The 26,055-nt window shown below is 44.3% G+C and carries 17 protein-coding genes; 6 read left to right on the top strand and 11 right to left on the bottom strand.

Translation table 11 applies throughout. From position 1 onward, the window contains the following. Positions 1–37 precede the first annotated feature (37 nt). The 8 genes from G7Y45_RS16265 to G7Y45_RS16300 all read right to left on the bottom strand — a co-directional run bounded on the left by G7Y45_RS16265 (position 38) and on the right by G7Y45_RS16300 (position 14,489). A complete protein-coding gene (locus tag G7Y45_RS16265; protein WP_005780142.1) occupies positions 38–895 on the bottom strand; it encodes a glycoside hydrolase family 25 protein in 858 nt (285 codons plus the stop codon). Positions 896–928: 33 nt separating this feature from the next. Next, on the bottom strand, positions 929–2,632 hold the full coding sequence (locus G7Y45_RS16270; RefSeq protein ID WP_165015954.1) for a sialidase family protein: 1,704 nt from the start codon (positions 2,630–2,632) through the stop codon (positions 929–931). Between the two features lie 98 nt (positions 2,633–2,730). After that, positions 2,731–4,374: a diphosphate--fructose-6-phosphate 1-phosphotransferase gene (locus G7Y45_RS16275; RefSeq protein ID WP_005780146.1), complete on the bottom strand. Its 1,644-nt coding sequence runs from the start codon at positions 4,372–4,374 to the stop codon at positions 2,731–2,733. A gap of 203 nt (positions 4,375–4,577) precedes the next feature. Continuing rightward, positions 4,578–7,397: a M60 family metallopeptidase gene (locus tag G7Y45_RS16280; protein ID WP_165015814.1), complete on the bottom strand. Its 2,820-nt coding sequence runs from the start codon at positions 7,395–7,397 to the stop codon at positions 4,578–4,580. A gap of 182 nt (positions 7,398–7,579) precedes the next feature. Continuing rightward, on the bottom strand, positions 7,580–8,476 hold the full coding sequence (locus G7Y45_RS16285) for a discoidin domain-containing protein (protein WP_005807335.1): 897 nt from the start codon (positions 8,474–8,476) through the stop codon (positions 7,580–7,582). 21 nt (positions 8,477–8,497) lie between these two features. Then, positions 8,498–10,408, bottom strand: a complete 1,911-nt coding sequence (locus tag G7Y45_RS16290) for a RagB/SusD family nutrient uptake outer membrane protein (RefSeq protein ID WP_005780152.1) — start codon at positions 10,406–10,408, stop codon at positions 8,498–8,500. 9 nt (positions 10,409–10,417) lie between these two features. After that, positions 10,418–13,795: a TonB-dependent receptor gene (locus G7Y45_RS16295; protein WP_005780154.1), complete on the bottom strand. Its 3,378-nt coding sequence runs from the start codon at positions 13,793–13,795 to the stop codon at positions 10,418–10,420. Between the two features lie 37 nt (positions 13,796–13,832). Continuing rightward, positions 13,833–14,489, bottom strand: a complete 657-nt coding sequence (locus G7Y45_RS16300) for a FecR family protein (RefSeq protein ID WP_175414004.1) — start codon at positions 14,487–14,489, stop codon at positions 13,833–13,835. A gap of 284 nt (positions 14,490–14,773) precedes the next feature. Here G7Y45_RS16300 and G7Y45_RS16305 point away from each other — a divergent pair, with 284 nt between their 5' ends. Together G7Y45_RS16305 and G7Y45_RS16310 are read left to right on the top strand one after the other, a co-directional pair. Then, positions 14,774–15,013: a hypothetical protein gene (locus G7Y45_RS16305; RefSeq protein WP_022012434.1), complete on the top strand. Its 240-nt coding sequence runs from the start codon at positions 14,774–14,776 to the stop codon at positions 15,011–15,013. 190 nt (positions 15,014–15,203) lie between these two features. Further along, positions 15,204–15,752, top strand: coding sequence for an RNA polymerase sigma-70 factor (locus tag G7Y45_RS16310; RefSeq protein WP_005780158.1), 549 nt, complete (start codon positions 15,204–15,206; stop codon positions 15,750–15,752). Between the two features lie 17 nt (positions 15,753–15,769). On the opposite strand, the gene G7Y45_RS16315 is transcribed toward G7Y45_RS16310, so the two are convergent. The 3 genes from G7Y45_RS16315 to G7Y45_RS16325 all read right to left on the bottom strand — a co-directional run bounded on the left by G7Y45_RS16315 (position 15,770) and on the right by G7Y45_RS16325 (position 21,530). Beyond that, on the bottom strand, positions 15,770–17,146 hold the full coding sequence (locus G7Y45_RS16315) for an efflux transporter outer membrane subunit (protein WP_005780160.1): 1,377 nt from the start codon (positions 17,144–17,146) through the stop codon (positions 15,770–15,772). Between the two features lie 3 nt (positions 17,147–17,149). After that, positions 17,150–20,296 carry an efflux RND transporter permease subunit gene (locus G7Y45_RS16320; RefSeq protein ID WP_005780162.1) on the bottom strand — a complete coding sequence of 1,049 codons (3,147 nt, stop codon included), beginning with the start codon at positions 20,294–20,296 and terminating at the stop codon, positions 17,150–17,152. A gap of 70 nt (positions 20,297–20,366) precedes the next feature. Then, positions 20,367–21,530, bottom strand: coding sequence for an efflux RND transporter periplasmic adaptor subunit (locus G7Y45_RS16325; RefSeq protein WP_022012436.1), 1,164 nt, complete (start codon positions 21,528–21,530; stop codon positions 20,367–20,369). Positions 21,531–21,852: 322 nt separating this feature from the next. Here G7Y45_RS16325 and G7Y45_RS16330 point away from each other — a divergent pair, with 322 nt between their 5' ends. The 4 genes from G7Y45_RS16330 to G7Y45_RS16345 all read left to right on the top strand — a co-directional run bounded on the left by G7Y45_RS16330 (position 21,853) and on the right by G7Y45_RS16345 (position 25,920). Further along, positions 21,853–24,063, top strand: coding sequence for a patatin-like phospholipase family protein (locus tag G7Y45_RS16330; protein WP_005780166.1), 2,211 nt, complete (start codon positions 21,853–21,855; stop codon positions 24,061–24,063). A gap of 253 nt (positions 24,064–24,316) precedes the next feature. Further along, positions 24,317–24,586: a hypothetical protein gene (locus G7Y45_RS16335; RefSeq protein WP_005780168.1), complete on the top strand. Its 270-nt coding sequence runs from the start codon at positions 24,317–24,319 to the stop codon at positions 24,584–24,586. A gap of 2 nt (positions 24,587–24,588) precedes the next feature. Further along, positions 24,589–25,146: a 1-acyl-sn-glycerol-3-phosphate acyltransferase gene (locus tag G7Y45_RS16340; RefSeq protein ID WP_005780170.1), complete on the top strand. Its 558-nt coding sequence runs from the start codon at positions 24,589–24,591 to the stop codon at positions 25,144–25,146. 3 nt (positions 25,147–25,149) lie between these two features. Beyond that, positions 25,150–25,920 (top strand): amidohydrolase, encoded by a 771-nt coding sequence (locus G7Y45_RS16345; RefSeq protein WP_165015812.1) that lies wholly within the window; start codon positions 25,150–25,152, stop codon positions 25,918–25,920. Positions 25,921–26,055: the final 135 nt, after the last annotated feature.

Here is a 26,055-nt window from a genome sequence, read left to right on the forward strand (position 1 = left end):
TTTTTTAGGAATATAACGCAGGCAAAGCGGGTAAAGTTCACCTCATAGTCATCTTACGCAACTCTTCGAGCGAACCGTTAAATACATTCAAATCTACATCATGGTGAATACCGGGCACACTTCCGATATCTGTATGCTGCCAGAAATGCCATTTTCCCTGATACTTCACCGAGTCGACATAGTAATGGGCAATCCAATAGGGATAGGCATTGAAAAGCGAATCGTCCAGATAGTGGGTTTTGAATTTATATGAAGTATAGAGGATAGGCTTCACACCATAATGCGCTTCCACCCGGTCGAGCCATTTCTTGATGCTCTGCTGCAACTCCTTCTTAGATTTCTTGCCTGACAGCTCCACATCGAGCACCGGGGGAAGATCGCCACTATCGAGCTTTACGGTACGGATAAAAAAGTCAGCCTGCTTCAAGGCATCCGTACGGGGAGTAAAGAAATGGTAGGCCCCACGGATAAAGCCATGCTGGCGTGCCTGTTCAAAGTTTTGCTTGAAGGTATCATCGCCATGGTCGCCTCCTTCGGTGGCCTTCATAAAAATAAAGTGAAGCGGGAAATCAGTCTCCTTGTTCTGTTTCAGTTCCTCCCAGTCGATGTTTCCCTGATAATGGGAAATATCGATACCATGCACTTCGTAACCACAAGGAATGCAAACGCCATACTCTTTCCGCCCGTAGCATTCTTTCCAGCGATAGGAATAAGGACGGATAACGAAATAGTAAAAAGCAACAGAAAACAGACCGACAACAACGAGCGCAAGGGTGTTGCGCAACCAAACAGGCATGGTACGGGAGGCTTTCTTTTTCGCTTTTCTCTTCCGTACCGACGTATGGCGACGGGGAGCGGGTTTATTAGAAACAGAAGTGGTTCGTGAAGACTTCATTGATTGTATTCTTATTTTGAGTTAGATTCATTTCTAAATAGTGCCATCAGCTTCCGCCCTGACCCATTCCAGATAAATGCCCGGATCAGCCTCTGCTGGAGGAGCGATAAAGTGAACATAACTAATTCCGTTTTGCGACTTGTTTCTGAGTGGAAGACGCAGGGACCGAAGCCGTCCGTCTACCCGGACACGTGCCTGCGGACGTTTCTGAGACAAATCCCATTCCAAAGAAACTTCATGCCAACGGTCATCTTTCACTCCCAGTTGCTTGCGGGTCAGAGGAAGTTCGTACATCGATTCATAGCGGGCCACGGTGTCCGAAGGATTCATCCAGCGGTCATTCAGTAACAATGAAACCGAATGGCTTCCCTCTGGAATACGCAGGCTGGCAGTGAACGTCCCTTTCTTCATTGCCGGGAAGTTCCACACTGCCCCACGTGTATCTGCTACCAGCGAGGCATCCGGCTGATAAGACAAATGGAGCACCTGACAACCCTCTTTCTCGGGATGGGATTCGAGCCGGCACCCCTGTATGCGGTTATAGGCACAATGACCTTTAATACCGTCGATATAATTGAATGTGCTCCATTGAGAAAGAGAATCGCTGAAATTATTAAAACGGCTTTTCTCGTACAGCCAATTCACGTCGAACATCATCATGGCACGATGAAGGGGATGTTGACCGATGGACGCCAGCACCTTGCCCGGAGCTACTTCTACAAACTGCGCCTGATGGACACCACGGTCGATTCCACCGCCATTGACAGCATAATCGGAGTCATTGCGCATGGGGTCCATATAAAGTTCACGAAAACCTGTCCACGTCTTGCCGTCATCATCGGACACAGCTACGTGAGTCACGTCGCGGTTGGTGAAAACATCATCCCAGACACCATTCGTCCCTTCTTTTTCAGGCAGAGGAGTAGTATTGCACCAGAAAAGTAACAGTCTACCATCGGCCAACCTGCCAAGGGTGGGCATCGTGATAGTACCGTAAAAAGGCGAAGGTTCCGATTCACTCCATGTCAGACCGCCATCTTGCGAGAAAGCCTGGTAATGGCGGTCCTGTGAAGTACGCATCAGCATCCAGAGTGTTCCGTCTTTCAGTTCAACCACAGTAGGCTCCACAGCACCGTGATTCCAACGAATACCTTTGTGGAAGCCTCCTCCCCGATGGTCGGGCGAAGTGACTGTATTCGAGCACTTCCAAGTCAGTCCGTCATCATCGGAAACGTAAGTATAACAGCCTTTCGGTGTCACGCCTCCATGGGCAGCCACCACAATACGCTTGCCGTTCTTGATAAAAACGGGTGGTTTAATCATGATGGAACTGCGATCGGCCACTTTCGTAAGGGTACGTCCGCCTGCCAGTCCACCGGAAGTACGAATGCAATAAACACCCATCGCCCCCATATCTACCAAACGGATATACTCTTTGCTCACAGGGCTTTGACGGTCTGCAAAAGGCATCTCTTTAGCCCGGTTTACCCGTTTCCAGGTCAGACCGTGATCGGCACTCGACAGATAAACGGCTCCTGCCACTGCCTGTTCTCCATAGTTATAGTGTCTTACTTCACCATTGTCAAGAAGCGACAGACCGATATAAGCATCGGAAGGCGGAGTAGCTACTTTCAAGGGAGCACAGACCGAATCGAGCACTAACGGACGGGCTTGCTGCGCCTGCCCCGAAAGGAAAAAACCTGCCGCCAGCAGGCATAGAGTAGAAAGTCGTTTCATCATATAAATAAGGATATTCAAATGAACTAAAAACCCACCGAAGGGAATTGAATCAATCCGCCCCGATGGGTTTCTGTTATTGTAATGCGGAGAACAGCTTACTTAGCCTGTTCCAGCTGCAATGTCTTAGTCGGCTGGTCGCAAACTTCTGTCGGACCGAAGTACTGGATCGGACCCGGATAAACGTAGTCTGTAGTCAGCGCCCACTGATCGCGTTTGGCAGCAAATGTCAGGAACGGTTTGCCATCCAGTTTCACCAATGCTTTCTGGATTACCGGCTTCATTTCACCGTGACGACGTTCCATGTTCATCATCATCGTGATAGGCACACCGCCTGCGATCCATTCGGCAGCAGGGGCAGTTGTGTTGCGTACTGATGACATGTAACCGGTCTTACCGTTGGCAATCAGCATAGAAGCTGTATAACCCAGTGAATAGCAGTAGTCGGCATCGTAGTTTGACGGAGCAGCACAACGTCCTTCGTAACCGAAGAAGTGGTGCTGTGCAGCAAACTTGCCTACATATTTGCCTTCTTCTTTCCACTGAGCCAGTTTCGTACCAACCATTTCAGACAGCAATTTTTCTGTTTCGATCAGTGATACCTGTACGTTTCCGTGCGGGTCGCGGTCCAGAGAAAGCTGACGTGCCACACCTTCGGGAAGGCTTGCATAGATGTCAGCATTTTCTTTTGACAGCTTGCTGATAATATATTCACGCTGACGAGAACGTTTGATGTTGGCGAACTCAACTGCGTTAGCAGCCAGGAAATCGTTCAACTCAGCGATCAGACGTTTCATAGCCGGGATAAATTCAACCAGACCTTCAGGAATCAGCACAGTACCGAAGTTGTTTCCCTGAGCAGCACGGTCAGCCACGATCTTGGCAATGTAAGTCACTACATCATCCAATGACATGTCTTTTGCTTCTACTTCTTCAGAGATGATACATACATTAGGCTGAACCTGCAAAGCACATTCCAGTGCGATGTGAGAAGCCGAACGTCCCATCAGTTTGATGAAGTGCCAGTATTTACGTGCTGAGTTACAGTCGCGCTGGATGTTACCGATCACTTCCGAGTATACTTTACATGCAGTATCAAAACCGAACGAAGTTTCGATCATGTCGTTTTTCAAGTCACCGTCGATAGTTTTCGGGCAACCGATCACCTGTACACCGGCATTCTTTGCAGCATAATATTCAGCCAGAACACAGGCATTTGTATTGGAGTCGTCACCACCAATGATTACCAGTGCTTTGATACCCAGCTTATTGATGATTTCCAGACCCTTCTCGAATTGTTCCGGAGTTTCCAGTTTGGTACGTCCTGAGCCGATGATATCGAAACCACCGGTGTTGCGGTATTCGTCAATAATATCGGCAGTCAGCTCCATATAGTTATGGTCAACCAATCCGCCGGGACCCAGGATAAAGCCGTACAGCTTATTGTCTTTGTTCAGTGTTTTGATACCGTCGAACAGACCAGAGATTACGTTATGTCCGCCCGGAGCCTGTCCTCCTGAAAGGATAACACCTACATTCATGGCAGGAAGCTGGATAGCTTCACCTTCTTCGAATTTAATCAACGGCATTCCGTAAGTGTTCGGGAACAGTTTCTGGATAGCTTCCTGGTCGGCTACAGATTGTGTAGCTGCGCCTTCAACTGCTTTTACTGAGCCTTTCAGCGCTTTCGGAAGTTTGGGCTGGTAAGCAGCCCTGGCAATTTGCAATGCACTTTTAGTCATTTTCTTTATCTTATATTTAAAGGTGTTAGTAATTCGAACTTAAAAGCGTCGCAAATTTCGTGTTTTTTTCCGAATTATGAAAGAAAATGGTGATTTTGTTCTCTGCGGGTATGCCACAGAGCAAACGAAGGGCACAGAGCTAAAATCAACGATCTGAACTCTGTGCCCTTCCCGGCTACTTAAAGGTATATCTTACTTCCTCTTTAAAACGTCACCACTGTCTTGTCGCCTGTAGCAGAGACGGCATACACTTTAAAGCCGTCCTTCCAGGCTGTTTTCATGGTAAACGTAGCAGTATTTGAGGGTGCTAATACTCCATCGGAGATACAAACCTTTTTACCCGTTTCATCCACTACTTCATAAGCTACCACATTTTTCCAATTGGTCATGGTAAATGTCGAACCGCTTCGCGTAGCTGTTCCGGATATTATTCCGGGTTTGGTTTTATAGAGTTCTACCGAATTATCAGTTATATACTCTAAGGCAACATCCGGTTTCGGATATCCCAAAGCCTCTACACGCTTTTTTATCTCGTCGATACGGGACTGAGTGACAGTAAGTTTTCCAACTCCATAATCGTCCAGAGTGACATCTATCGGAGTCAGGAATCCCCATTTCGTGAAGAAATCCAGCAAATTGGCTTTAGCTATCAAACTACAGATATACACAAACTCAGTCTGTTGCTCTCCGGCAGTCTTCAGGTTATCGTGCGTACGTATATATTCGTATACATCCGGATAGAATCCTCCTTTATCAGCCTGCTGAAGCGGTGTCTGCCCAAGCACTTTGCCGAAATAAAGCTCCAGTTGCCAGAAAGGAACGAGTTTGCAGAAAACATCACTGTCACTGCCAAAGTTTCCGTGAGGAGCACCTGCCGCGATGATCTGGGTCCAGGCTTTGGAATATCGGTTCCGGCTACCATCTCCCATATTTTCTGTCTGCAGGCGTGAAGGCTGCCCGAAAATCGTAGTCTGAATATACTCCGACATAATGTTATTCGTCACTTCCGTAGTTCCCAGCCATTTCAATCCGGGACGTGTCTGGTTGCAATGCCCTATTTCATGTGCAGGCCCCCAGCATGAAGAAGTTTTCAGTTTATCCACATTACAAAGTTCCGCCAGTGTACCGTCATTGTACGCGGTGTGATAACTGGTGGCATACATATAGCTGGTATACATCACATGCAGATACATGCGGTTTTTAAACAATTTATTATACTTATACAGCCCCATCAGTTCCATCTCCGAATTCACGATCTGATCATAAGCATCGATCAATGCTTTTCCGTCCGGAGTGTGAGCACGGAAGCGCTCGGTAGGAAATGTGAGATGTGCATAATGTCCCACCACATCAAAATACTTATCGACCGCATTGCTCAACAATTTATTCCAATCGGAAGCCTGATGTTTGGCTACATCGAAATACCCGTTCACCTGTCCGGAAGCAATGTGTATCTTTACAGGCTGAGCTGTTTCATAGTCAGGGGTGTGATACAAAATATACATCAATCCTTTATTCCGGGCCGTAATCTTGTTGGCTCCTTCAGACAACGGATAGAAGGTACCTCCGAAGCCGTCACCACCGGGGACGTCAAGGTTCTGAATCACTGCACTGATAATTTGCCCGTGCGTATCGCCGACCAAGACCATCAACTGTTCCCCGTCTTTTACCGAAATTCCCGTAGGATTGTCGCGCAGGCTGTAGGGACTGGTCTTATGTGTTTTCGACTGATCATCCGGATTGGGCCACGCTTTATAATCTTGAATACGGAACTCTGTCGGATACTTACCTTGCTTCATATAGTAAGCTATGTTCTTGTAGAATGAATAAGGACAGTTTTCTATCTCTTCATCGGTAAGTCCGGGCTTCAGCTCAGAACAAGTTACATCAGTGAAAAGAGTTAACGGGTCAAATGCTCCCGGATTCTTTTTATAAAATTCCATTTCGGCACAGGCCGCAAATCCCTGTCCGTCTCCCGAACCTGATTTTACAATAAACTGAACGGATGTGACGCCGATTTGTGCCTTCGGAAAATTAATACGGACTGCGGCATTGGTACCTCCAAAGTTCTTAGTCATTACAGTATTCCATTCATCGGCCCCTCTGGTATTCGCATTTGACTTCACACGGATCTCTACTTCCTTGAAGTTACCATTCGGTCCCGAAGTACGGGGATAATATATAAAATAATCCATATCCGAACCCGCAGGGAAATTATAAGTCAACGTGATAGGAAAATAATGCTCTCCTGCGTTATTCCAATTAGAGTGGTAAATAGTACTCATATCTCCATCGAATGATTTATCGATATTCGAGCCTCCCTGGAAAGAACTTGCCTCGCCCGATTCTACCGGAACCTTAATATCGTCTTTAATACCTTCCATATCTCCGGATTCATATTCTCCCAGTCCTTTTTGAGTAACAGATACCAGAGCCTCAAGCTCTCCGCCTACCTCTTTTACAGTAATATTGCCAGTGCGTTCACCGTCTTCAGGATTGGCCAAGACAATATATCTATGTGTTGTAGTCACCATTTCGGATGCACGCGTATCCGCCGGTTTTTCTTTGACCCATTCCGGCAATGTAATCGTCACCGGCACGTTTGTAGTTACATCGAACGCAATATCACTTCCGCTGGCCTCAACAGTAAATGTCTGTTGGGATATCAGAATAGCAGGATCCGATCCCAATTGGCGTACGTTAACAGTTTCCGTCAATGCATCGGCAGTCACTCTGATCACTGCCTCTCTGGTCTCTTTCCCGTCATATCCGGATACATTCACCGTCAATGTACTTCCGTTGACAGCAACCGAACACCAGTCCTTATCAGACCGTGCCGTCCAATTATCCGCATCGGTGACAATAGCAATGTCACGGGTCCCTGCGTCACTTTTAAAGTCAATTGCAGACTGCGCCACCTCAAGGGTGGTCGATGTTACCATTTTCTCTTCTTCGGCAGAACAAGCATACAGCAACAAGGGCATGATTGCTGCAAAAATCATTGAAATTAGATGTTTCTTCATGTTATTAGGATAAATTAAACATAAGATAAATAAAACAAAGGAAATACAAATTTTGTTCTGGTAAAAAATGTCATTTGTATTTCCTTTTTGATAATTATTTGATTCTTCTATTTAGCATTCAGCCGACAGCCACCGGCTGCGCAGACTCATGCTACTTTATTTAGTCCCTATTGAATCCTGTTTTATTCAATGGTAGTCTCTCCGGTTTCCGGATCATAGGTTTTCACAATTACTTTAGAAAGGGCGAGTTCAGCCAGCGCAATCCAATTGGAACCGCTTGTAGACGATTTCACCTTAAACCAGAGATAACGGTAAGACGCACCCGCTTTTATAATATCCGACTCGTAAGATGCAGCCTTGGTATTGGGCAAATCACTTAAAGACGCCAACAGGGTTGTCTGGCTTTCATCGTAATTCTTTCCATCAAAAGTATTGCTTCCCAGAATATCCATCTCTTTGGGATTATCCTTATTGTTATTATCACGACAAACATAAGAGAACAGGAAAGTAGACAAAGCATTCTCCTCACCCAAGTCAACCACAATGTAATGTGGGAAAGGTGTGGGACTGCTCCATGACATGTGAAAATAAGTGTCGTTCTTTCCATCTATCAGATTGGCGATAGGACCTTCACTGCTTTCCTGATCATCCGTATACAACTGTTTAGCGGACAAAGTCACATCACTCCGGTCTGTTTTAATCTGCTTCGGGGCAGGCAAGGCCCGTGCTGTTATACTGCAACTCTGTGATCCTTCCCCCGCACGGTTGCATGGTTGCAGTGTAAAGTCAATGTCGCCATAGCGGTGCAACAAGTTATCCACCAGCATGGTATCGCTCTTCACACTCGCAAGTCTCAGGCATTTCTTTCCGTCTTCCGGCAACGTATAAGTCACTTTCACATAATAATAATTGGAATCAGCCGGCACTGTCCATTTCAGTTTTATAGCCCCGGCTTTGGCTTCAGCCGACAGTGAATTCTGGTCTATAGTGGTCGGCATGGGGTACTTCTCGTCACTGGAGCACCCTGTCATATTTATCAGGCCCAGTATCGCACATAGGCCAAGCAGTATTTTTTTCATCTTCAATTCTCTTTATAAAGATTAATAACCCGGATTGTTTACTAATTTTTCATTTCTATTAATGTCGTCAGAAGGTATCGGCAGCAGATATTGAGTCGGTGCCTCAAACTTACGTTCAAAGTCAATCGTCTTAATTGCCGCAAAATCTTCAATAGTGGTGGCGGCGATATTCAATCCCTTGGCTTTAGTTCCAAAATATTGCTCTGCCAGCAACCAGCGACGCATATCCCAGAAATTCTGATTCTCAAGATAGAGTTCGTTCATTCTCTCCTGACGAACAATCTGACGGAGCTTTGTCTGATCCAATGCAGCAACGCCACTCCATGCATTTTCTACCGTGGGGATACCGGCACGCTCTCTTACTTTATTCAAGTATTGTTTGGCAGTTTCCAGATCGTTGGTTTCCACACACGCTTCGGCATATGCCAGATAGAGGTCTGCAAGACGGATAATAGGCCAAGGATATGTATTCAGATTGGTCGAATTGGTAGATACAACCGTACTGGGGTCGACTCCTTTTTTATTCAGATAACCACTTGGAGTATAATTTCCGGGACGTTGTACGGTCGCAGTACCACGGCTACAGTTACCTCCCAAAACAAAATCACATATTAATCTGCTGTCCGAATTGTCTTTTTTTCCGTTACTCATCACATAAGCGGGATTAGTCGACCCGTTCATTACTTCGTAATATCCTCCCTGAAAAGCTACCCAAGCATAAAAACGAGGTTCACGTTCCAGATTGAACAGAAGCGTTTTACTACCTTCATGGGCCTCATCAGCATGGTCAGCATCCACATTTACAATCTTCAATTTGTCTTTATCTTTATACTCCGGATCTTCATCCCAAGGCAAACCGTTCTTGGTATAGAAACGATTCAACATAGTCCATGTCGGACCGATACCATTCCATGCCCAGCCATCAGTCACAAACGGCAATGACTTATTCTGTATACCGTATGAACCTTCGCTACGGGTTTCTGCAAGCAGTACTTCCGGATTACGAGAGTCCCAATCGACCAAACTGGTACGTAGACATCTTACGGGGCCGGCTGCCGGATAAGGGTTCGCATCCTCATTACCTATCTTATAGTCTTGCTTCGTATACAAAGCATGCCCATTCTGCTCGGCAAGGTCAATCGCCTCTTTTATGGCTGTTCTCGCTTTTACCCATTTGTTGGGATCGTAAGTAACAGGCATTAACATGTTGCCCGATTTGTCCGCAAAGTTACTGTAGAATGCCGAGTTTCCGTTGAACAACGGAGAAGCTGCATACAACAACATCTTAGCTTTCACCGCTTTTGCTCCCACACTGGTTGCCAGTCCGTAATCTTCTTTATTGGTACGTATGGCAGGCAATGAAGCTGCAGCTTCATCCAACAGATTGCATATCCACTCTACACATTCGTCATAGGGAGTCCGAGGCAAATATTCTGCCTGCGAAGCATTTACATTCGGCAGTTCTTTAATCAGGATAATAGGTCCGTAGCAACGTGCCAATTGATAATGATAATAAGCAATCAGGAATTTAACCTGTGCAATATAATCAGCCTTCACACTTTCAGTCAGATCGGGTACCTTGTCGACATTCTCTAAAAACAGGTAACATTGGCGCAATCCCTGAAAGAATGTATTCCAATAAGAAATCACCGGCGACGAAGCCGTATAGTTTCCTTTCGGAAAACTGGCAAACGTTTCATGTTCAAAAGCTGTAATCACTTCATCTCCCGTCAGCAAATCAAGACTTGCCGACGCCACATTGCTCTGAGGCAGATAACCATAACAAGAATAAACAAAATTCTTTGCTGCATTCCGATCTTTAAATGCATCTTCCTCGGTCGTTATTTCATCAGGAACGATATTCAGGAAATCACATGAACTATATCCCAGCATCAGGAAAAGCAGGAACAGGAGTTTATATATTATCTTCATAAGTATTTATTATTTAAAAGTTAATTGAATACCAACATTATATGTACGCTGTGTCGGATATTTCATACCGGCACCTCCACCCATTTCGGGATCCCACAACTTAAATGGAGAAAAGGTCAGCAGGTTACTTCCATTCACATAGATTCTTGCCCATTTGAAACGATAGCCAATTTCCGCATTCCGCAATTTCAGGAATGAAGCATCGCGCAGCCAATAGGAAGATGATGCAGTATTGTTGTTATTATTATATTGTGTCAACCTTGGATACTTTGCATTCGGATTCTGGTTATCTTTGCTCCAATGGTCATCAGCAATCCACTTCAGGACATTACTTTTACTCTGTGTTCCAAACGGTTCGAAACCACTCATCATTAGTGACACATGGGTTTGTCCCTGGAAGAAGAAAGAGAAGTCCCAATTCTTCCACGTAACAGAAGGGCCGAATCCGTATATTATCTCCGGAATTGTGGGATACCCCAATACCACTCTGTCATCCGATGTTATTTTCCCATCATAATTTCCGTTAGCATCCGGCTGGTCCACATATTTCACATCTCCCGGCGCAATGGCAATATTGCCGATAGTCGACTGAGGATTATTGGCAATATCAGCCTGATCAATATACAGCCCGTCTGCTACATATCCCCAAATCGAGTTCAAGCTCTTTCCAACCTGCGACAATGCCGGACGAAGTCCTGCCGCTTCATCGTATTTCAAAACTTCATTGTGCGCATAGGTGAATGTTCCTTTCATCTGGATAGAGAGGTCCCGGTTCACCTGTTTTCCGTAGTCCAAAGCAAGATCAAATCCCGTATTCTTCACTTTAGCAAAGTTACCGTAGATTTTAGTATTGGCAGTCCCCAAGTAATTCGGTATCGAATTTTTCTGTTGGAAAATGTTATCCCTGATCTCCCTGAATCCGTCGACAGTAATATTTAATGAATTGAAAAACTGCAAATCGGCACCCACATTCAGTTTATGTCCCACTTCCCATGTAAGTTCGTTATTCTGGAAACGATTATAGGTAGGACCCGATAATGAAGTTGTACTCCCGCCATATCCGGTTGTATAAGACGGGCTGCTGTTCAGATTCACAATTGCCAGATAAGCAAAACGATCGCTACCAATCTGGTCATTACCTACCAAGCCATACGAACCACGGACTTTGAAATTGGAAATAACCGGTTTAATAGATTTCCAGAATTTCTCTTCACTGATATTCCATCCCAACGATATGGATGGAAACAATCCCCAACGATGTCCTTTGGCAAAACTTTCGGAACCATTGTATCCGGCATTTACTTCAAGCATATAACGGTGATCGTAATCATATGACAAACGTGCGGCAACGCCCATCTTACGTTTGGGAAGTGAGCCAATAAGACTGCTGTTTACATTTGTATTATAATCATCCTGGTTATAAAGCAGCATACCGCTTACATTGTGTGAACCGAAGGAACGTTCGTAATTAAGATATCCCTGAATGTAAAACCTGCGGTCGCCGTTAGTACCAAAGAAAGCATCCATCGTATGATTGCTCGGTTCACCGATAGGTGTATTGGTAAAATCATAGGAACCGTCTTCATTTTGTTTATAGTCGGAAAGCTGGTAACTATTGTATCCCTGCAGACGGAACTTCTGATTGTAGCTCCAATTTTTAAATGAGACCAAAGCCCTGAAGCTCAAACCTTTCGTAATAAAATCCAGTTTCTGGTCCCAATTCACATTGGCCACTACCGTGCTCTCGAATGTATCTTTATATCCTGCACTTGAAAGGGCTACCGGGTTGAGCGGTTGATAGTTACCTGCAAGAATACCTCCCCAATGGTACCATGTATCCGATCCTTGCGGAAACATAACCGGGAAATCAACAGGATTGGTTCCCATAATAGCACTGAATATATCTCCTACTCCATTTCCGTCCTTTGTAGTCAAAGGGCCATGCATGTCATTCAACTGCACATTCAGATGCAGCGAAATAGTAGAAGACTTTGACAGATGAAAATCCACGTTGTTCTGAAACGCATATTTCATATAGTCTATATTGTTTTTATAAGAGAAGAAATCACTGGAACGATCCTTCAACATACCGGTTTCATGGTTCATATTGACATTCATAAAATAAGTGATTTTAGAAGTACCCCCACGTACATTAAAATTCGCCTTTTGATTGAATGTTGCATCTTTGAAGACTTCTTTATACCAGTCTACATTAGGATAGATATAGGGATTCAGATTATTGATCGTACCGTTAATTCTTTCATCAGAATAAAGTACGGCTCCTGTTCCCTGATTGGTAACCGCTTCGTTGTACAAACGCATATATGTAGGTCCGTCAACGATCTCCGGTTTCTTAATCGGAGTATTCACATATCCTTCTATACGCACGCCAATGATCGGCCTTTCAAGATCACTACCCGATTTGGTTTTAATAATAAGTACACCGTTGGCTCCACGAGTACCATACATCGCCGATGCCGTAGCATCCTTCAATACAGAGAAACTTTCTATTACTTCAGGATCCAACGAATTCAGGTCTGCTTTAGACACTTCAACTCCGTCTAAAATAATCAAAGGAGAAGTCGCCCCATTCATCGTCGCAACACCACGAATAAAAAAATCGGCAGAATTCTGACCGGGCTCACCACTACGCTGGTAAGCAATCACACCTGACAGGCGTCCGGCAAATGAAGAAGAAAGATTGGCGGAAGGCACCAAAAGGTCTGAAGGACGTACGGACTGAATAGACCCGGTGATAGTCTCCTTCTTTTGTCCTGTACCAAACGCTGTCACCACCACTTCATCCAACTGCTGGGCATCTTCGGATAGGGTGACCGAAATAACCTTTTGGCTACCTACTTTCACTTTCTTGGTAACATATCCTATATATGAAATTTGTATTTCATTTTTAGGAGTTGCCGCAAGTTCAAACTTACCATCCACATCGGTAATAACGCCTGTAGTAGTACCCAGTAGCTGTACAGTTGCTCCAATGATAGGTTCACCGGTTTTAGAATCTGTTACCACACCGATAATTTTGGCTTTTTTTTGTTGTGTGCTTTCCGTTTTCTCTACTTTAAGAATAACCTCATTACCTTTAATGACATAACTGATATTGCTCCCTTTAAATACTTCGTTCAGGACGTCGTTGATGGAACCTTTACAATCGATACTCTTGAGATTTGTGTTTTTCAAATCATTAGCGTTGTAGAAGAAAGTATATGTACTACTTTTCTCTATAAGCCGGATGGCTTGAGGAATGGTGAGAGACTGACCTTTAACCACAATCTGTCCTTGCGCAGCAAGTGCAGACAACGGATAAAGCAGCAGAGCCATGACGATGTATTTAAGACACCGCTTCTGGCAAGAAAATAAAAACTTGTTCATGCTTCAATTTTTAGATTTAACATTGGGTTAATAAATATTAGTTGTAAATAAGAATTCCTTCATTCATTTCTTTGCTTCTAAGATTCAGGCTAAAACAGATTTTATCAATAACGTCTTCCAAAGATTCATCATAGCGGATACTTCCGGTGAAAGCACAATTTTTATTCACTTTGTCGCTAATGGTGATATGAGAGCCATACATTTGATTCATAATACGGGTTAAGTGTTCCAAATTAAATTGGGTAAAGTTATAGCGCCCGTTTTGCCATTCTATGTTTTCTATCCGCCTCAGCTGAGTTCTTGCACTAACAGGATTATACACTAATTCCTGGAGTGGTTTCATTGCTATTTTATCATGGGTGGATTCTATATTAAATTCAATGCTCCCATTAAATAGTGTAATTTCATTCGCATTAGGGTTATTCTGTTTTATCAGAAAGCAGGTTCCTTTCACTTCGATAAATGCTTTATCAATGTATACTCTGAATTTACTACCCGAATTCTTGCGAACTTCAAAAAGTGAATTGCCTTTCAGCCATACATCCCTGCATTCTTTAAAGTTTTCGGCAAAACGTATGGAGCTCCCCGGCTGCATCCATACTTTCGAACTATCCGGCAATAGATACATTCTGCTTTCTTGTGCCGTAAATTCAATATATTTCTCTATTTGAATTCTACCCGTATTAGAGTACATCCAAAGTCCACCCACGATCAGAACAAGAGCTACAGAAGCAGCGATATACCATAGTTCTAAAGGAACTAACGTTATTACACATAAAAAAAACAAGCAATTATTATTACCGGACAAAAACCACATATAGCACTATAAAACAATAAATTAACATCCATAAAAACCAAGATATGTATGCTATCGATATCATCAGAGACGATTTTCAATTAAAAAGTTATAATTCACATGTGGTGGTAAGCAGGTCTGTTGTGTATTTAGTTTTAGATAACACAAAATAGATTTAAGAAATGGATAAAAACAACAAGGAAATAGATCTGATCAAAAAACTATTATCAGATCGATTAGACAAAAAAGGACGTAAAAAGCTCTATCATTCGAATTTGATAAAGAAACAAATGAGAAAACAATGGAATGAAAACAAAAATAATCCGGTAGATACAGAGATTGGAAATCAGATATGGAATAAGATCGAGAACAGATGCAAAAAAGTTCACAAAAGAATAGTTCCTTTAGAACTTATCCAATAAATATATGTTGCTATTATTTTATTTATATAATAAGTGGATACATTATTCTATTAAGTCCATATAATAAGACAATACAGCTATCATAACATAATATCAATTAAACAAAATATGTTATTTTTTAATATTCTTGTAGAAACTGCATCTATTTAGAACAAAAAGATTACTTTTGCACCTCTAATTACTAAAACAGATGCAAGAGAAAGAAACAGTCAGGAAATTAAAGCATGGCGATCAGGAAGCATTTGCTTTTTTATACAATCATTACTGGAAACAGGTCTATAATTTCACAAAGCTTTATTTCACCGCTTCAATGGACATTGAGGAGATTGTGCAGGAAGTATTTGTGAAAGTATGGGAATCTCACCATTTTTTAGATGAAAACAAAAGTTTTGAGGGCTATCTCTTTATCATAACCCGGAATGTTATATTCAATCATTCACGTAGATACTATAAAGAAACAGCCCTCAAAATAACTGCGATACAAGCAGTCGAGGAATCTTATGATATGGAAGGAGAACTGGATGCCGCTGACTTAAAGAAATACATCGATGAACTTGTCATGCAACTTCCTCCCCGCCAACAAGAAGTATTCCGTATGAGCAGGGAGCTGCACATGAGCAACAAAGAAATAGCAGAACATTTTTCTATTACCGAAAAAGCAATAGAGCGGCATATCAACCTGGCTCTGAGATTTCTAAAAAAGAATCTTAATCTTTTCATGCTGTTCATGGGAGCGTGACTAAAATCGGGATTCCATTATTTTATCTGCCATCCACCTCCCAGTGCCTTATACACCTGTACCACAGCAATCAGTTCATCCCGCATCGCATTGCTAAGTCCGATCTGGGCATCGAAATACCCACGCTGGGCATCGAGTACATCGAGATAATTCGTCACTCCATTGATATATTGCAATTGCGCCAGATCTACGTAACTCTTAGCCGAACGTTCCAATTTGGCACGAAGATCATATACTTCCTTGATTTTATTAAAGTTCACAATCGCGTTCCGAGTCTCTTTGAAAGCGGTCAGGACAGACTTTTCGTAGCTGTGCACTTCAGCCTCGTAAGCAGCTTTCTTAGCTTTGAGGGCAGCACGATTTTTACCCCAGCCAAAAATTGGTGTAAGCAAAGCGCCCTCCATTATACTATAAGGCGACTTCAACAGCTCGGAAAGTGCAGTGCTCTCCGATCCTACCCTGCCGGTAAGTGAAATGCGTGGAAACATATTTGTATAGGCCACCCCTACCCGGGCATTGGCGGCAATCAATTTCTGTTCAGCCTGACGAATATCAGGACGGCGTTCAAGCAGTCCTGAAGGCAAACCGACAGGTAATTCCTGCGGAAAATTGAACTCCTGCAACAAGCGGCTACGTGTAATCTTATTGGGATACTCACCAGCAAGGAAAGCTATATCATTCTCTTTCAACGAGATTTTACGCTCCAGATCGGGTACCAACGTAGCAGTACGTGCCAACTCTACCTGCGACTGGCGATAAGAAGTCTCGGAGGTCAATCCCCCTTCAAAGCGGATACGGGCAAGGCGCATCCCCTCTTCACGTGCCTTCAACGTTTGACGAACAATGTCCAGTTCGGTATCAAGAGCCACCAGTTCATAGTACGCCTGAGCCACTTCAGCTACAATAGTCATCCGAAGAGCGCGTTGTGCCTCAACGGACTGAAGATACTCGGCAATGCTGGCGGAACGTGCCCAACGAAGATTTCCCCAGAGATCGAGCTCCCAGGAGAAAAGAAGTTGCGCCTCGAAAGTATCGCTACGTTTGAAAGCATCTCCACCATGGTTTTCGTTTTCCCGTTCAGCAGTCACCGTACCTTTAATATCCGGCAACAGATTTGCTGTCGAAATGCGTTTTTGAGCTGCCATTTCCTTGACACGGGCAGCGGCTATCAACATATCTTTGTTATGCTCCAGTGCCCGGTCTATCAGGCTCCGGAGGGTACTGTCAGTATAAATCTGCCACCATTCCCTATCTCCGAAGCTCAGGGTATCCTGATGCTGTGCCAGACTATCGGGCAAGTTAAGGTCGGGACGGACATAACTTTTTCCTATCTTGCAAGAACCCAGGGTAAATGCAGTTAGTAAGAGAGTAATATATAAATAGCTTCTTTTCATAATTCAATCAATTTTCTTTTTAGACTTGAACGGTAACTTCACGTTCACATTCGGCACATTTCTCAGTTTTGCTTTTGTTTTATAGACCAGTACGAAGAAGAACGGAACAAGGATAATGCCCACTACAATGGCAAAAATCATTCCGAAGAATACTCCCGTACCGATGGCCGCACGGCTTGCCGAACCGGGACCGGTTGCCAACACCATCGGAAGCATACCCAGTACAAACGCGAGCGAAGTCATCAAGATGGGGCGGAAACGCAATTGTGCCGCATGGATGGCTGATTGCACCAGATCACCTCCCCGGTCCACCTGTACTTTCGCAAACTCTACAATCAAGATGGCATTCTTGGCCGCCAATCCGACAAGCATCACCAATCCGATCTGGAAATAGACATCATTTTCCAGTCCGCAAATCCATACCCCCAGATAAGCCCCCAAAGCGGCTACCGGCAGCGAAAGCAATACGGCAATGGGCACTGTCCAGCTTTCATACTGTGCAGCCAGGAAGAGAAATACAAAAAGGAACACTAATGCCAGTACCAATCCGGTCTGCCCACCTGCCTTTTTCTCTTGATAAGAGAGACCACTCCATTCCAAGCCGATATTATCAGGCAGATGGTCACGTGCAATCTGCTCCATAATCTCCATAGCCTGACCGGAACTATAGCCCTGCGCCGCCTCACCACGAAAAACAGCAGTGGTAAACATATTAAAACGTTTAATGCTACCCGGGCCGGTGGTATACGATGCGTTACCCAGAGAAGTCAGCGGGATCATCGCTCCATTAGAGGCCTTCACAAAAAACAGGTTGATATTGTCTTTATGTTCCCTATAGGGTGCTTCAGCCTGAATGTATACCTTATAAATACGGTTGAACATATTGAAGTCGTTCACATAGACCGATCCCGTATAGGCTTTCATGGTTGAGAAAACATCCGCCAGAGGCACACCAAGCATCTTCACTTTATCGCGGTCTACATCGAAGTAGAGTTGTGGGATATCCGACTGAAGTGAGGAGGAAAGTCCTGTCAGCTCCTTGCGTTGGGAAGCGTAATACATCAAAGTATCCGCTGCCTGCACCAAATTATCGAAAGTAGCTTCACCACGCGCTTCGAGTTGCATTTCGAACCCACCCGAGGTTCCCAAACCGGGAATGACAGGAGGAGTGGAGAGATAAACCTTACACTCCGGATACTCACTCAGATCGCGACGAACGTTTGTCATAATCTCGTCTATCGAAGTATTCTTGCGGTCTTCCCACGGCTTCAAAATTACGGTTAACTCACTCCGTGCCTGGTTGCTGCCCACACGGGGACTGCTTCCGGTCACATTCTGTACATATGCTATATACGGATTCTTTTCCAGATAAGTGATGGCACGATCCGTTACCTCCCGGGTACGCTCCAGCGTAGCCCCTTCGGGCAACTCCAATTCTATCTTGAAATAGCCTTGGTCTTCCACCGGAAGGAAACTTGTCGGAATCAGACGGTGAATCAACAGAATACCGATCAGCACCACCCCGAAACCGGCCAATACACGACGCGGATTACCAATTACCCGGCGGATAGCGACTACATACTTATGATTGCCCACGTTCAACCAGTGGTTGATTTTGCGGAAAACAATGTTCTTCTTTTTACCGTTATCCGGTTTCAGAATCAACGAACACATGACCGGACTCAGCGTCAACGCCACTACAGTAGAAATCAGTACGGATACAGCAATGGTAATAGTGAACTGACGGTAAAGCTGCCCCGTAATACCGCTGAGGAAGCTCACCGGAACAAACACCGCACAAAGCACCAGAGAAGTGGCAATCAACGCACCCGCCAATCCGTTCATGGCTTTCTTCGTAGCTTCGTACGGTGAAAGTTTCTCTTCCTCCATAATACGCTCCACGTTTTCCACCACGACAATGGCATCATCCACTACAATACCGATAGCAAGAATCAGCCCCAACAATGTCAATATATTCAGCGAAAAGCCAAAGATCAACATGAAACCGAACGTACCGATCAATGAAATAGGAACGGCAACTATCGGGATCAACGTAGCCCGCCAGCTCTGCAAAGAGAGATAAACGACGAGCACCACAAGAACCAGCGCCTCAAACAGGGTTTTGTATACTTCATGAATGGACTCGGAAATATAAGTCGTCATATCGAATGGCACCTCATAGCTCAACCCCTCCGGGAAGTTCTTGCTGATTTCATCCATCGCTTCCTTGACACTTTTTGCAACTTCCATCGCGTTAGCGCCCGGAAGCATATAAATGCCCAGAACGGCAGCATTCTTGCCATTGATCCCACTCTCCGTACTGTATGAAGAAGCTTCGAGAGAAACCCGTGCCACGTCACGCAGACGGATGATAGAACCATTCGTATTGGCACGGATCACAATGTTCTCAAATTGCTCTACAGTAGAAAGGCGTCCTTGTGTAGTGATAGGAATCGTTACATCGAGTCCCTTCACCGGCTGCTGACCAAGTACACCTGCAGCCGACTCACGGTTCTGATCTTTCAGCGCATTCTGTAAATCCTGTACAGTCAGTCCGAAGTTTGCCAGTTTATCCGGTTCCGCCCATATCTGCATGGCATAGTAACGGCTACCGATATTCGAAACACGTCCCACTCCCGGAATACGACGGATTACATCGAGTACATTGATCGTGGCAAAGTTACTCAAATAAATTTCGTCGAACTTCGGATCAGACGACATCAGCGTAAGGGTCATCAACTGGCTGGGTGCCTGCTTCTCTACGGAGATACCGTTCTGAATAACTTCAGCCGGCAAACGGCTTTCCGCCAGTTTCACACGGTTCTGGATTTCTACGGCCGCCAAATCCGGATCGGCAGAAACATCAAAAGTAACCGTTGCCGAAAATCCGCCGGAATTGGAACTGTTCGACTCCATATAAAGCATACCCGGTGTTCCGTTAATCTCCTGCTCGATAGGAGTTGCCACTGCCTGTGAAACCGTCAATGCGCTGGCTCCCGGATAAGAAGCACTGATCTTCACTACCGGAGGAGTGATCTGAGGATACTGGTCGACAGGCAACATGGTCAGACCAATGATGCCGATAATGACAATCAGTATCGAGATAACGATCGAGAAAACAGGTCTATCTATAAAAAAACTAACTTTCATATTCTATAAGGCCTCACCCCACCCCTCTCCCAACGAGAGGGAGGAAGAGTTTCTTTTAAATTATACGTTCTTATTTATCCACACTTGCCCTCACCTTCATTCCCGGCGTCAGTTTGTGATATCCTTCTATTACCACTTCTTCGCCTGCGGCCAATCCTCTCTCCACTACAAGTTTATTGCCAAATTCAGGTCCCAGCTCTATAAATCGTTTCTCTACCGTCGAATCTCTGCGCATGGTATAGATATAGGCTCCACCCTTCTCAATAGTTACCGCCTTGTGCGGCACCACAATCGCTCCTTCGCGTACATCCAGCAACAGCTTTACCTTTGTGAACTGTCCCGGAAGCAACACCTGCTTCGGATTCGGCATCTCTGCCCGGACTGAAAAAGTACCTGTCTGGGGATCTACCTGAGGTTCGGCAAAATCCACATATCCCTTGTAAGGATACACCGTATTGTCTGCTAATGTAATAGTGATGTTCGGCTGCCAGGAACGAGAAGAGTCCTGTTGCCCGATATTAATATTGCGTTCTTTGCTCTTCAAATAATCCAAAGCAGTCATACTGAAATCCACCAGTACAGTGTCACTTTTCACAACTGTAGCCAACAGCGATTTACCACCCGGTCCCACCAGAGTTCCCAAGTCCACGTTACGCTCACTGATATGACCCGACAGCGGAGAACGAACCAATGTATAACCCAGTTCTAACTCGGCCTGTGCCAGATCTGCCTCGCTCATTGCGACGGTCGCCACCGCACTTTCATAAGCTGCCTCCGCATTGTCCAGATCCAACTGACTGGCCGCATTTTGCGCATACAACGGCTTGATACGTTCCAAATCCCGTTTTGCCTTCAATGCTTGTGCTTCATCTTTTTTCAATTGTGCCCGTGCCTTATCTGCTTTGGCACGATACTGATCCTGATTGATCACAAACAGCACCTGATTTTTATTCACATACGTTCCTTCGGCAAAAAGCATACTTTCCAGATATCCTTCCACCCGCGCCCGAACTTCGACAAACTGTTGTGCACGTATACGCCCCACATACTCTCCGAAAATCTCTACATTGTCCCTTTCTGCCGGTTCTACAATCACAGTAGGTATCTCCGGCTTAGCTTTATGTGGCCGCGTCAGAACCCAGTAAATGCCTACCACCAGAGCCAAACAGACGATGCCCACTATTGTTCTTTTTCTCCTTAGTTTCAGCTCTTTTCTCGTTAAAAATAGTCTCATGCTTGTTTGTATTATTAAAATTAACTTATCCTTTCTTAGCTACTTTACAAATCAGATACCAAACTATATCCCGAATATATCTTTTTAACTAAAAAGCTCTCTCCAATGCCCTGCAGAAGCTGTTTTAGTGATTTTCGGAACATAACCGCCACTTATCCAAAGTGTGGAATCGTGTCCCTGATTGGGGAATTATTCCACAAAAGGGGCGCAAAGATAATTCTTTTCTGCATAAGTTCCATAACTTGCACTTTTAGTGTCATTCACTACTTACTTTGCAAATAATAATATAAATTTGTAGTGCATTCATAAAAATAACACTATAATGAAAAAACATTTGTCACTGATATTAGTTCTGTTACCGGCTCTTTTTCTGGCATTGCCCGCTATGGCACAGCAACGTAAAAAAGTCGGAGTGGTACTCAGCGGAGGAGGTGCGAAAGGGGTAGCACATATCCAGGCTCTGAAAGTCATTGAAGAAGCCGGCATCCCAATCGATTATATAGTAGGCACCAGTATGGGATCCATAATCGGTGGATTATACTCCATCGGATATACTCCGCATCAACTGGACAGTATGGTACGCAAACAAGACTGGATGTTTTTGCTCAGTGATCGTGTAAAGCGTAGTGCCATGTCACTCAACGAACGCGAAAAATCAGAAAAATATGTCTTTTCATTCCCCTTTACCAAAAGCCCCAAAGACGCCGTTTCCGGTGGAATCATAAAGGGACAGAATCTGGCCAACCTATTTACGGAACTGACAGTAGGCTATCATGACTCCGTTGATTTCAACAAACTGCCTATCCCCTTTGCGTGCGTATCACAAAACATCGTAAATGGCGAACAGATTGTATTCCACAATGGAGTGCTTGCCACAGCAATGCGAGCCAGCATGGCGATTCCCGGAGTGTTCACACCTGTGCGCAAGGATAGCATGATTCTGATTGACGGCGGCATGATTAATAATTATCCCGTAGATGTAGCCAAATCGATGGGCGCCGATGTTATCATCGGTGTAGATGTGCAAAACAACTTGAAAGGGATCGACAAACTTAACAGTGCTCCGGACATACTCTCCCAAATCATTGACCTGACTACCAAAAACAATCATCAAAAAAATATCAGCCTAACCGATACTTATATAAAAGTGAACGTTGAGGGATATTCTTCGGCCAGTTTTACCCCTTCGGCCATTGATTCTCTGATGCACCGGGGAGAAGAGGCAGCTCGCAAGCAATGGAACTCCCTGCTCGCTCTTAAAAAGAAAATCGGTATTGCAGACACTTTCAAACCCGAGTCACATGGTCCTTATACCTTATTTTCAAGCACCCGGACTTTGCCAGTGAAGGAAATTACTTTCTCTGATGTAGAAGAAAACGACAAGAAGTGGTTAATGAAAAAATGCAAACTGCAAGAAAACAGTGAAATCAGCATGCGACAGATTGAACAAGCGCTATTCATTCTGCGCGGGAACCAATCTTACTCAAACGCCAGTTACACGTTAACCAATACCCCTGAAGGCTATAATTTAACCTTCCTGTTAGAGAAAAAGTATGAGAAAACCATCAATGTAGGTCTCCGCTTCGACTCGGAAGAGATAGCTTCGCTATTGATAAATGCCACAGCACAATTAAAGACCCACATTCCTTCCAAAGTTTCTGTTACCGGACGACTGGGCAAACGATACATGGCCCGGGTAGATTATACCCTGGAACCCATGCAACAAAGAAACATCAATTTCTCGTACATGTTCCAGTACAATGACATCAACATTTATGATCATGGCGACCGTGCCTACAACACAACTTATAAATATCATCTGGGTGAATTCGGATTTTCGGATGTGTGGTATAAAAATCTCCGGTTTGGATTCGGCGCACGAATCGAGTATTTCAAATACAAAGATTTCCTTTTCAAGAAACCGGAATTTACAATGGATGTCAACTCCGAATACTTCATCAGTTATTTTGCGCAGTTACGTTACAACACCTTTGACAAAGGATACTTCCCATCCAAAGGCAGCAACTTCTCCGGTGCTTATTCATTGTATACGGACAACTTCGCCCGATATAACGGACATGCCCCCTTCTCCGCACTCAGTGCCTCCTGGGAAAGTGTGTTCTCTGTCAGCAACCGTCTGGCCCTGATCCCGGCTATTTACGGCAGAGTACTGATCGGGCAGGAAATTCCTTATGCCTACGAGAATGCGTTGGGAAGTGACGTGTTCGGACGTTATTTGCCCCAGCAACTCCCGTTCGCCGGAATTTACAATATAGAATTAACGCACAATTCCGTTGCCGTGGCTTCTCTAAAGCTGCGCCAACGCATGGGTAGCAAACATTATATAACGTTAGCCGGAAACTTTGCCTTGAGTGACGATAATTTTTTCAAGATCCTGAAGGGCAACCGGATTTACGGTTGTAGCATCGGATATGGCTTGGACAGCATGTTCGGTCCATTAGAAGCATCATTGGGGTATTCCAACCAATCCAAGGACGTAGGATTTTACGTAAACCTGGGATTTTCTTTCTGACAATACCAACCTCTTTCTTCCGGCAGGGGGTGTAGCCCCACGAGGTAAAGGGTGTAGCCCTCCCGCCAATAGGGTGTAGCCCCGGCATACGGATGGCTACACCCTCTGCTAAAATGCGTCTGTAACCACCAAACAACAAGACAGACATAGCACGGAATTATTTAATTATTTCAAATTTATTACTCAGAACCGAAGAAAGTCGTTATCTTTACCGAAAATATTTTCTATATACTCACATAAAACATTTAGAATTATGGCAAAGAGAAGAGAACTTAAAAAGAACGTAAACTATATCGCAGGTGAATTATTTTCAGAGTGTTTGATCAACAGCATGTTCGTACCGGGTACAGATAAAGCAAAAGCTGACGAACTGATGGCGGAAATCCTGAAAATGCAGGATGAATTTATCAGCCGTATCAGCCACACCGAACCGGGAAATGTGAAAGGATTCTACAAAAAATTCCGTGTAGACTTCAATGCAAAAGTAAACGAAATCATTGACGCCATCGCGAAACTGAACTAAGAATGAAAAAAGCAATATATAGCTTTATTTACTATCGCCTGCTGGGATGGAAGATGAACGTGACAGTACCCAAATATGATAAATGTGTAGTTTGCGCAGCTCCCCATACCACTAATTTAGATTTGTTTATTGGTAAACTATTTTACGGTGCCATGGGAGGAAAGACCAGTTTCATGATGAAAAAAGAATGGTTCTTTTTTCCTTTAGGGCTGCTTTTCAGAGCTGTAGGAGGTATTCCTGTAGATCGTAGTCGCAAGACCTCATTGGTAGAGCAAATGGTTCATCACTTCAATACCAGCAAAAAGTTTCACCTCGCTATTACTCCCGAAGGAACGCGTAAACGCAACCCCAACTGGAAAAAAGGTTTCTATTACATTGCGCTCAAAGCACAGGTACCCATTGTCCTGGTCGGCATCGACTATACAACCAAGACCATTACGTCGACTAAAGCAGTCATGCCAAGTGGAGATATTGACAAGGACATGCGTGAAATAAAACTTTATTTCAAAGATTTCAAAGGGAAACACCCCGAAAACTTCTCCATTGGAGACGTTGAATGATTTATGAAAATCTCGATTGTACAAACAGATATTATCTGGAAAAATAAACAGGAAAATCTCCGTTTGCTCCGCGAAAAGCTACTTCCTCTTCGCGGAACAACGGAGATTGTTGTTTTACCGGAGATGTTCACAACGGGATTCAGCATGAACAGCCGGACATTGGCCGAACCGATTTCCGGTTTCACCATCCGGACCCTCAAAGGGTATGCCGCAGAGTTTCAGTTCGCATTGGTCGGAAGTTTCATCTGCGAAGAAGCAGGTGCTTATTATAACCGGGCCTTTCTGATTACTCCGGACGGTCAGGAATTTTACTATGACAAACGCCATCTCTTCCGCATGGGATGCGAAACTGAACACTTTTCGGCAGGCAACCGGAGGGTGATCGTCCCCTATCGGGGCTGGAATATCTGCCTTCAGGTCTGTTATGATCTTCGCTTTCCTGTCTGGAGCCGGAATATAAACAACGAATACGACCTTCTTATTTACATAGCCAGTTGGCCTACTCCACGCATCCATGCATGGAATACACTACTTTGCGCACGCGCTATCGAGAACCAATGTTACGTATGCGGTGTGAACCGTACAGGACGAGACGGCAACGGACTTCACTATCCGGGATATTCAGCCTTGTATAGTCCTAAAGGCGAGATACTGACAGGGACTCCCGACTCAGAAGAAAAGATACAAACCATCGAACTTGATATAGAAACCCTCACTGCCTTTCGCCATAAATTCCCCAGCTGGAAAGACGCAGACTCTTTTCTCCTTTATTAAATCTACAGGACATAATTTCCGCATTTAATAAAAATATCTCTTGAATTATAGTATATAAATGCAAAAAAGTATCTAATTTTGCCAGACAATCAATTTATTGTACCAAAAAACAAACCCTAATTTAACTCATAACAC

Origin of the sequence: Bacteroides sp. ZJ-18 (assembly GCF_011038705.2) — a bacterium.
Lineage (GTDB): Bacteria > Bacteroidota > Bacteroidia > Bacteroidales > Bacteroidaceae > Bacteroides > Bacteroides hominis.

Excerpts from the sequence above, each read along its gene's own strand:
- G7Y45_RS16305 (WP_022012434.1), top strand. The coding sequence starts at position 14,774 with ATGGATAAAAACAACAAGGAAATAGATCTGATCAAAAAACTATTATCA.
- G7Y45_RS16315 (WP_005780160.1), bottom strand. The coding sequence starts at position 17,146 with ATGAAAAGAAGCTATTTATATATTACTCTCTTACTAACTGCATTTACC.
- G7Y45_RS16340 (WP_005780170.1), top strand. The coding sequence starts at position 24,589 with ATGAAAAAAGCAATATATAGCTTTATTTACTATCGCCTGCTGGGATGG.
- G7Y45_RS16300 (WP_175414004.1), bottom strand. The coding sequence starts at position 14,489 with ATGTACTCTAATACGGGTAGAATTCAAATAGAGAAATATATTGAATTT.
- G7Y45_RS16295 (WP_005780154.1), bottom strand. The coding sequence starts at position 13,795 with ATGAACAAGTTTTTATTTTCTTGCCAGAAGCGGTGTCTTAAATACATC.
- G7Y45_RS16270 (WP_165015954.1), bottom strand. The coding sequence starts at position 2,632 with ATGAAACGACTTTCTACTCTATGCCTGCTGGCGGCAGGTTTTTTCCTT.
- G7Y45_RS16345 (WP_165015812.1), top strand. The coding sequence starts at position 25,150 with ATGAAAATCTCGATTGTACAAACAGATATTATCTGGAAAAATAAACAG.
- G7Y45_RS16335 (WP_005780168.1), top strand. The coding sequence starts at position 24,317 with ATGGCAAAGAGAAGAGAACTTAAAAAGAACGTAAACTATATCGCAGGT.
- G7Y45_RS16325 (WP_022012436.1), bottom strand. The coding sequence starts at position 21,530 with ATGAGACTATTTTTAACGAGAAAAGAGCTGAAACTAAGGAGAAAAAGA.
- G7Y45_RS16275 (WP_005780146.1), bottom strand. The coding sequence starts at position 4,374 with ATGACTAAAAGTGCATTGCAAATTGCCAGGGCTGCTTACCAGCCCAAA.
- G7Y45_RS16290 (WP_005780152.1), bottom strand. The coding sequence starts at position 10,408 with ATGAAGATAATATATAAACTCCTGTTCCTGCTTTTCCTGATGCTGGGA.
- G7Y45_RS16265 (WP_005780142.1), bottom strand. The coding sequence starts at position 895 with ATGAAGTCTTCACGAACCACTTCTGTTTCTAATAAACCCGCTCCCCGT.
- G7Y45_RS16310 (WP_005780158.1), top strand. The coding sequence starts at position 15,204 with ATGCAAGAGAAAGAAACAGTCAGGAAATTAAAGCATGGCGATCAGGAA.
- G7Y45_RS16280 (WP_165015814.1), bottom strand. The coding sequence starts at position 7,397 with ATGAAGAAACATCTAATTTCAATGATTTTTGCAGCAATCATGCCCTTG.
- G7Y45_RS16320 (WP_005780162.1), bottom strand. The coding sequence starts at position 20,296 with ATGAAAGTTAGTTTTTTTATAGATAGACCTGTTTTCTCGATCGTTATC.
- G7Y45_RS16285 (WP_005807335.1), bottom strand. The coding sequence starts at position 8,476 with ATGAAAAAAATACTGCTTGGCCTATGTGCGATACTGGGCCTGATAAAT.
- G7Y45_RS16330 (WP_005780166.1), top strand. The coding sequence starts at position 21,853 with ATGAAAAAACATTTGTCACTGATATTAGTTCTGTTACCGGCTCTTTTT.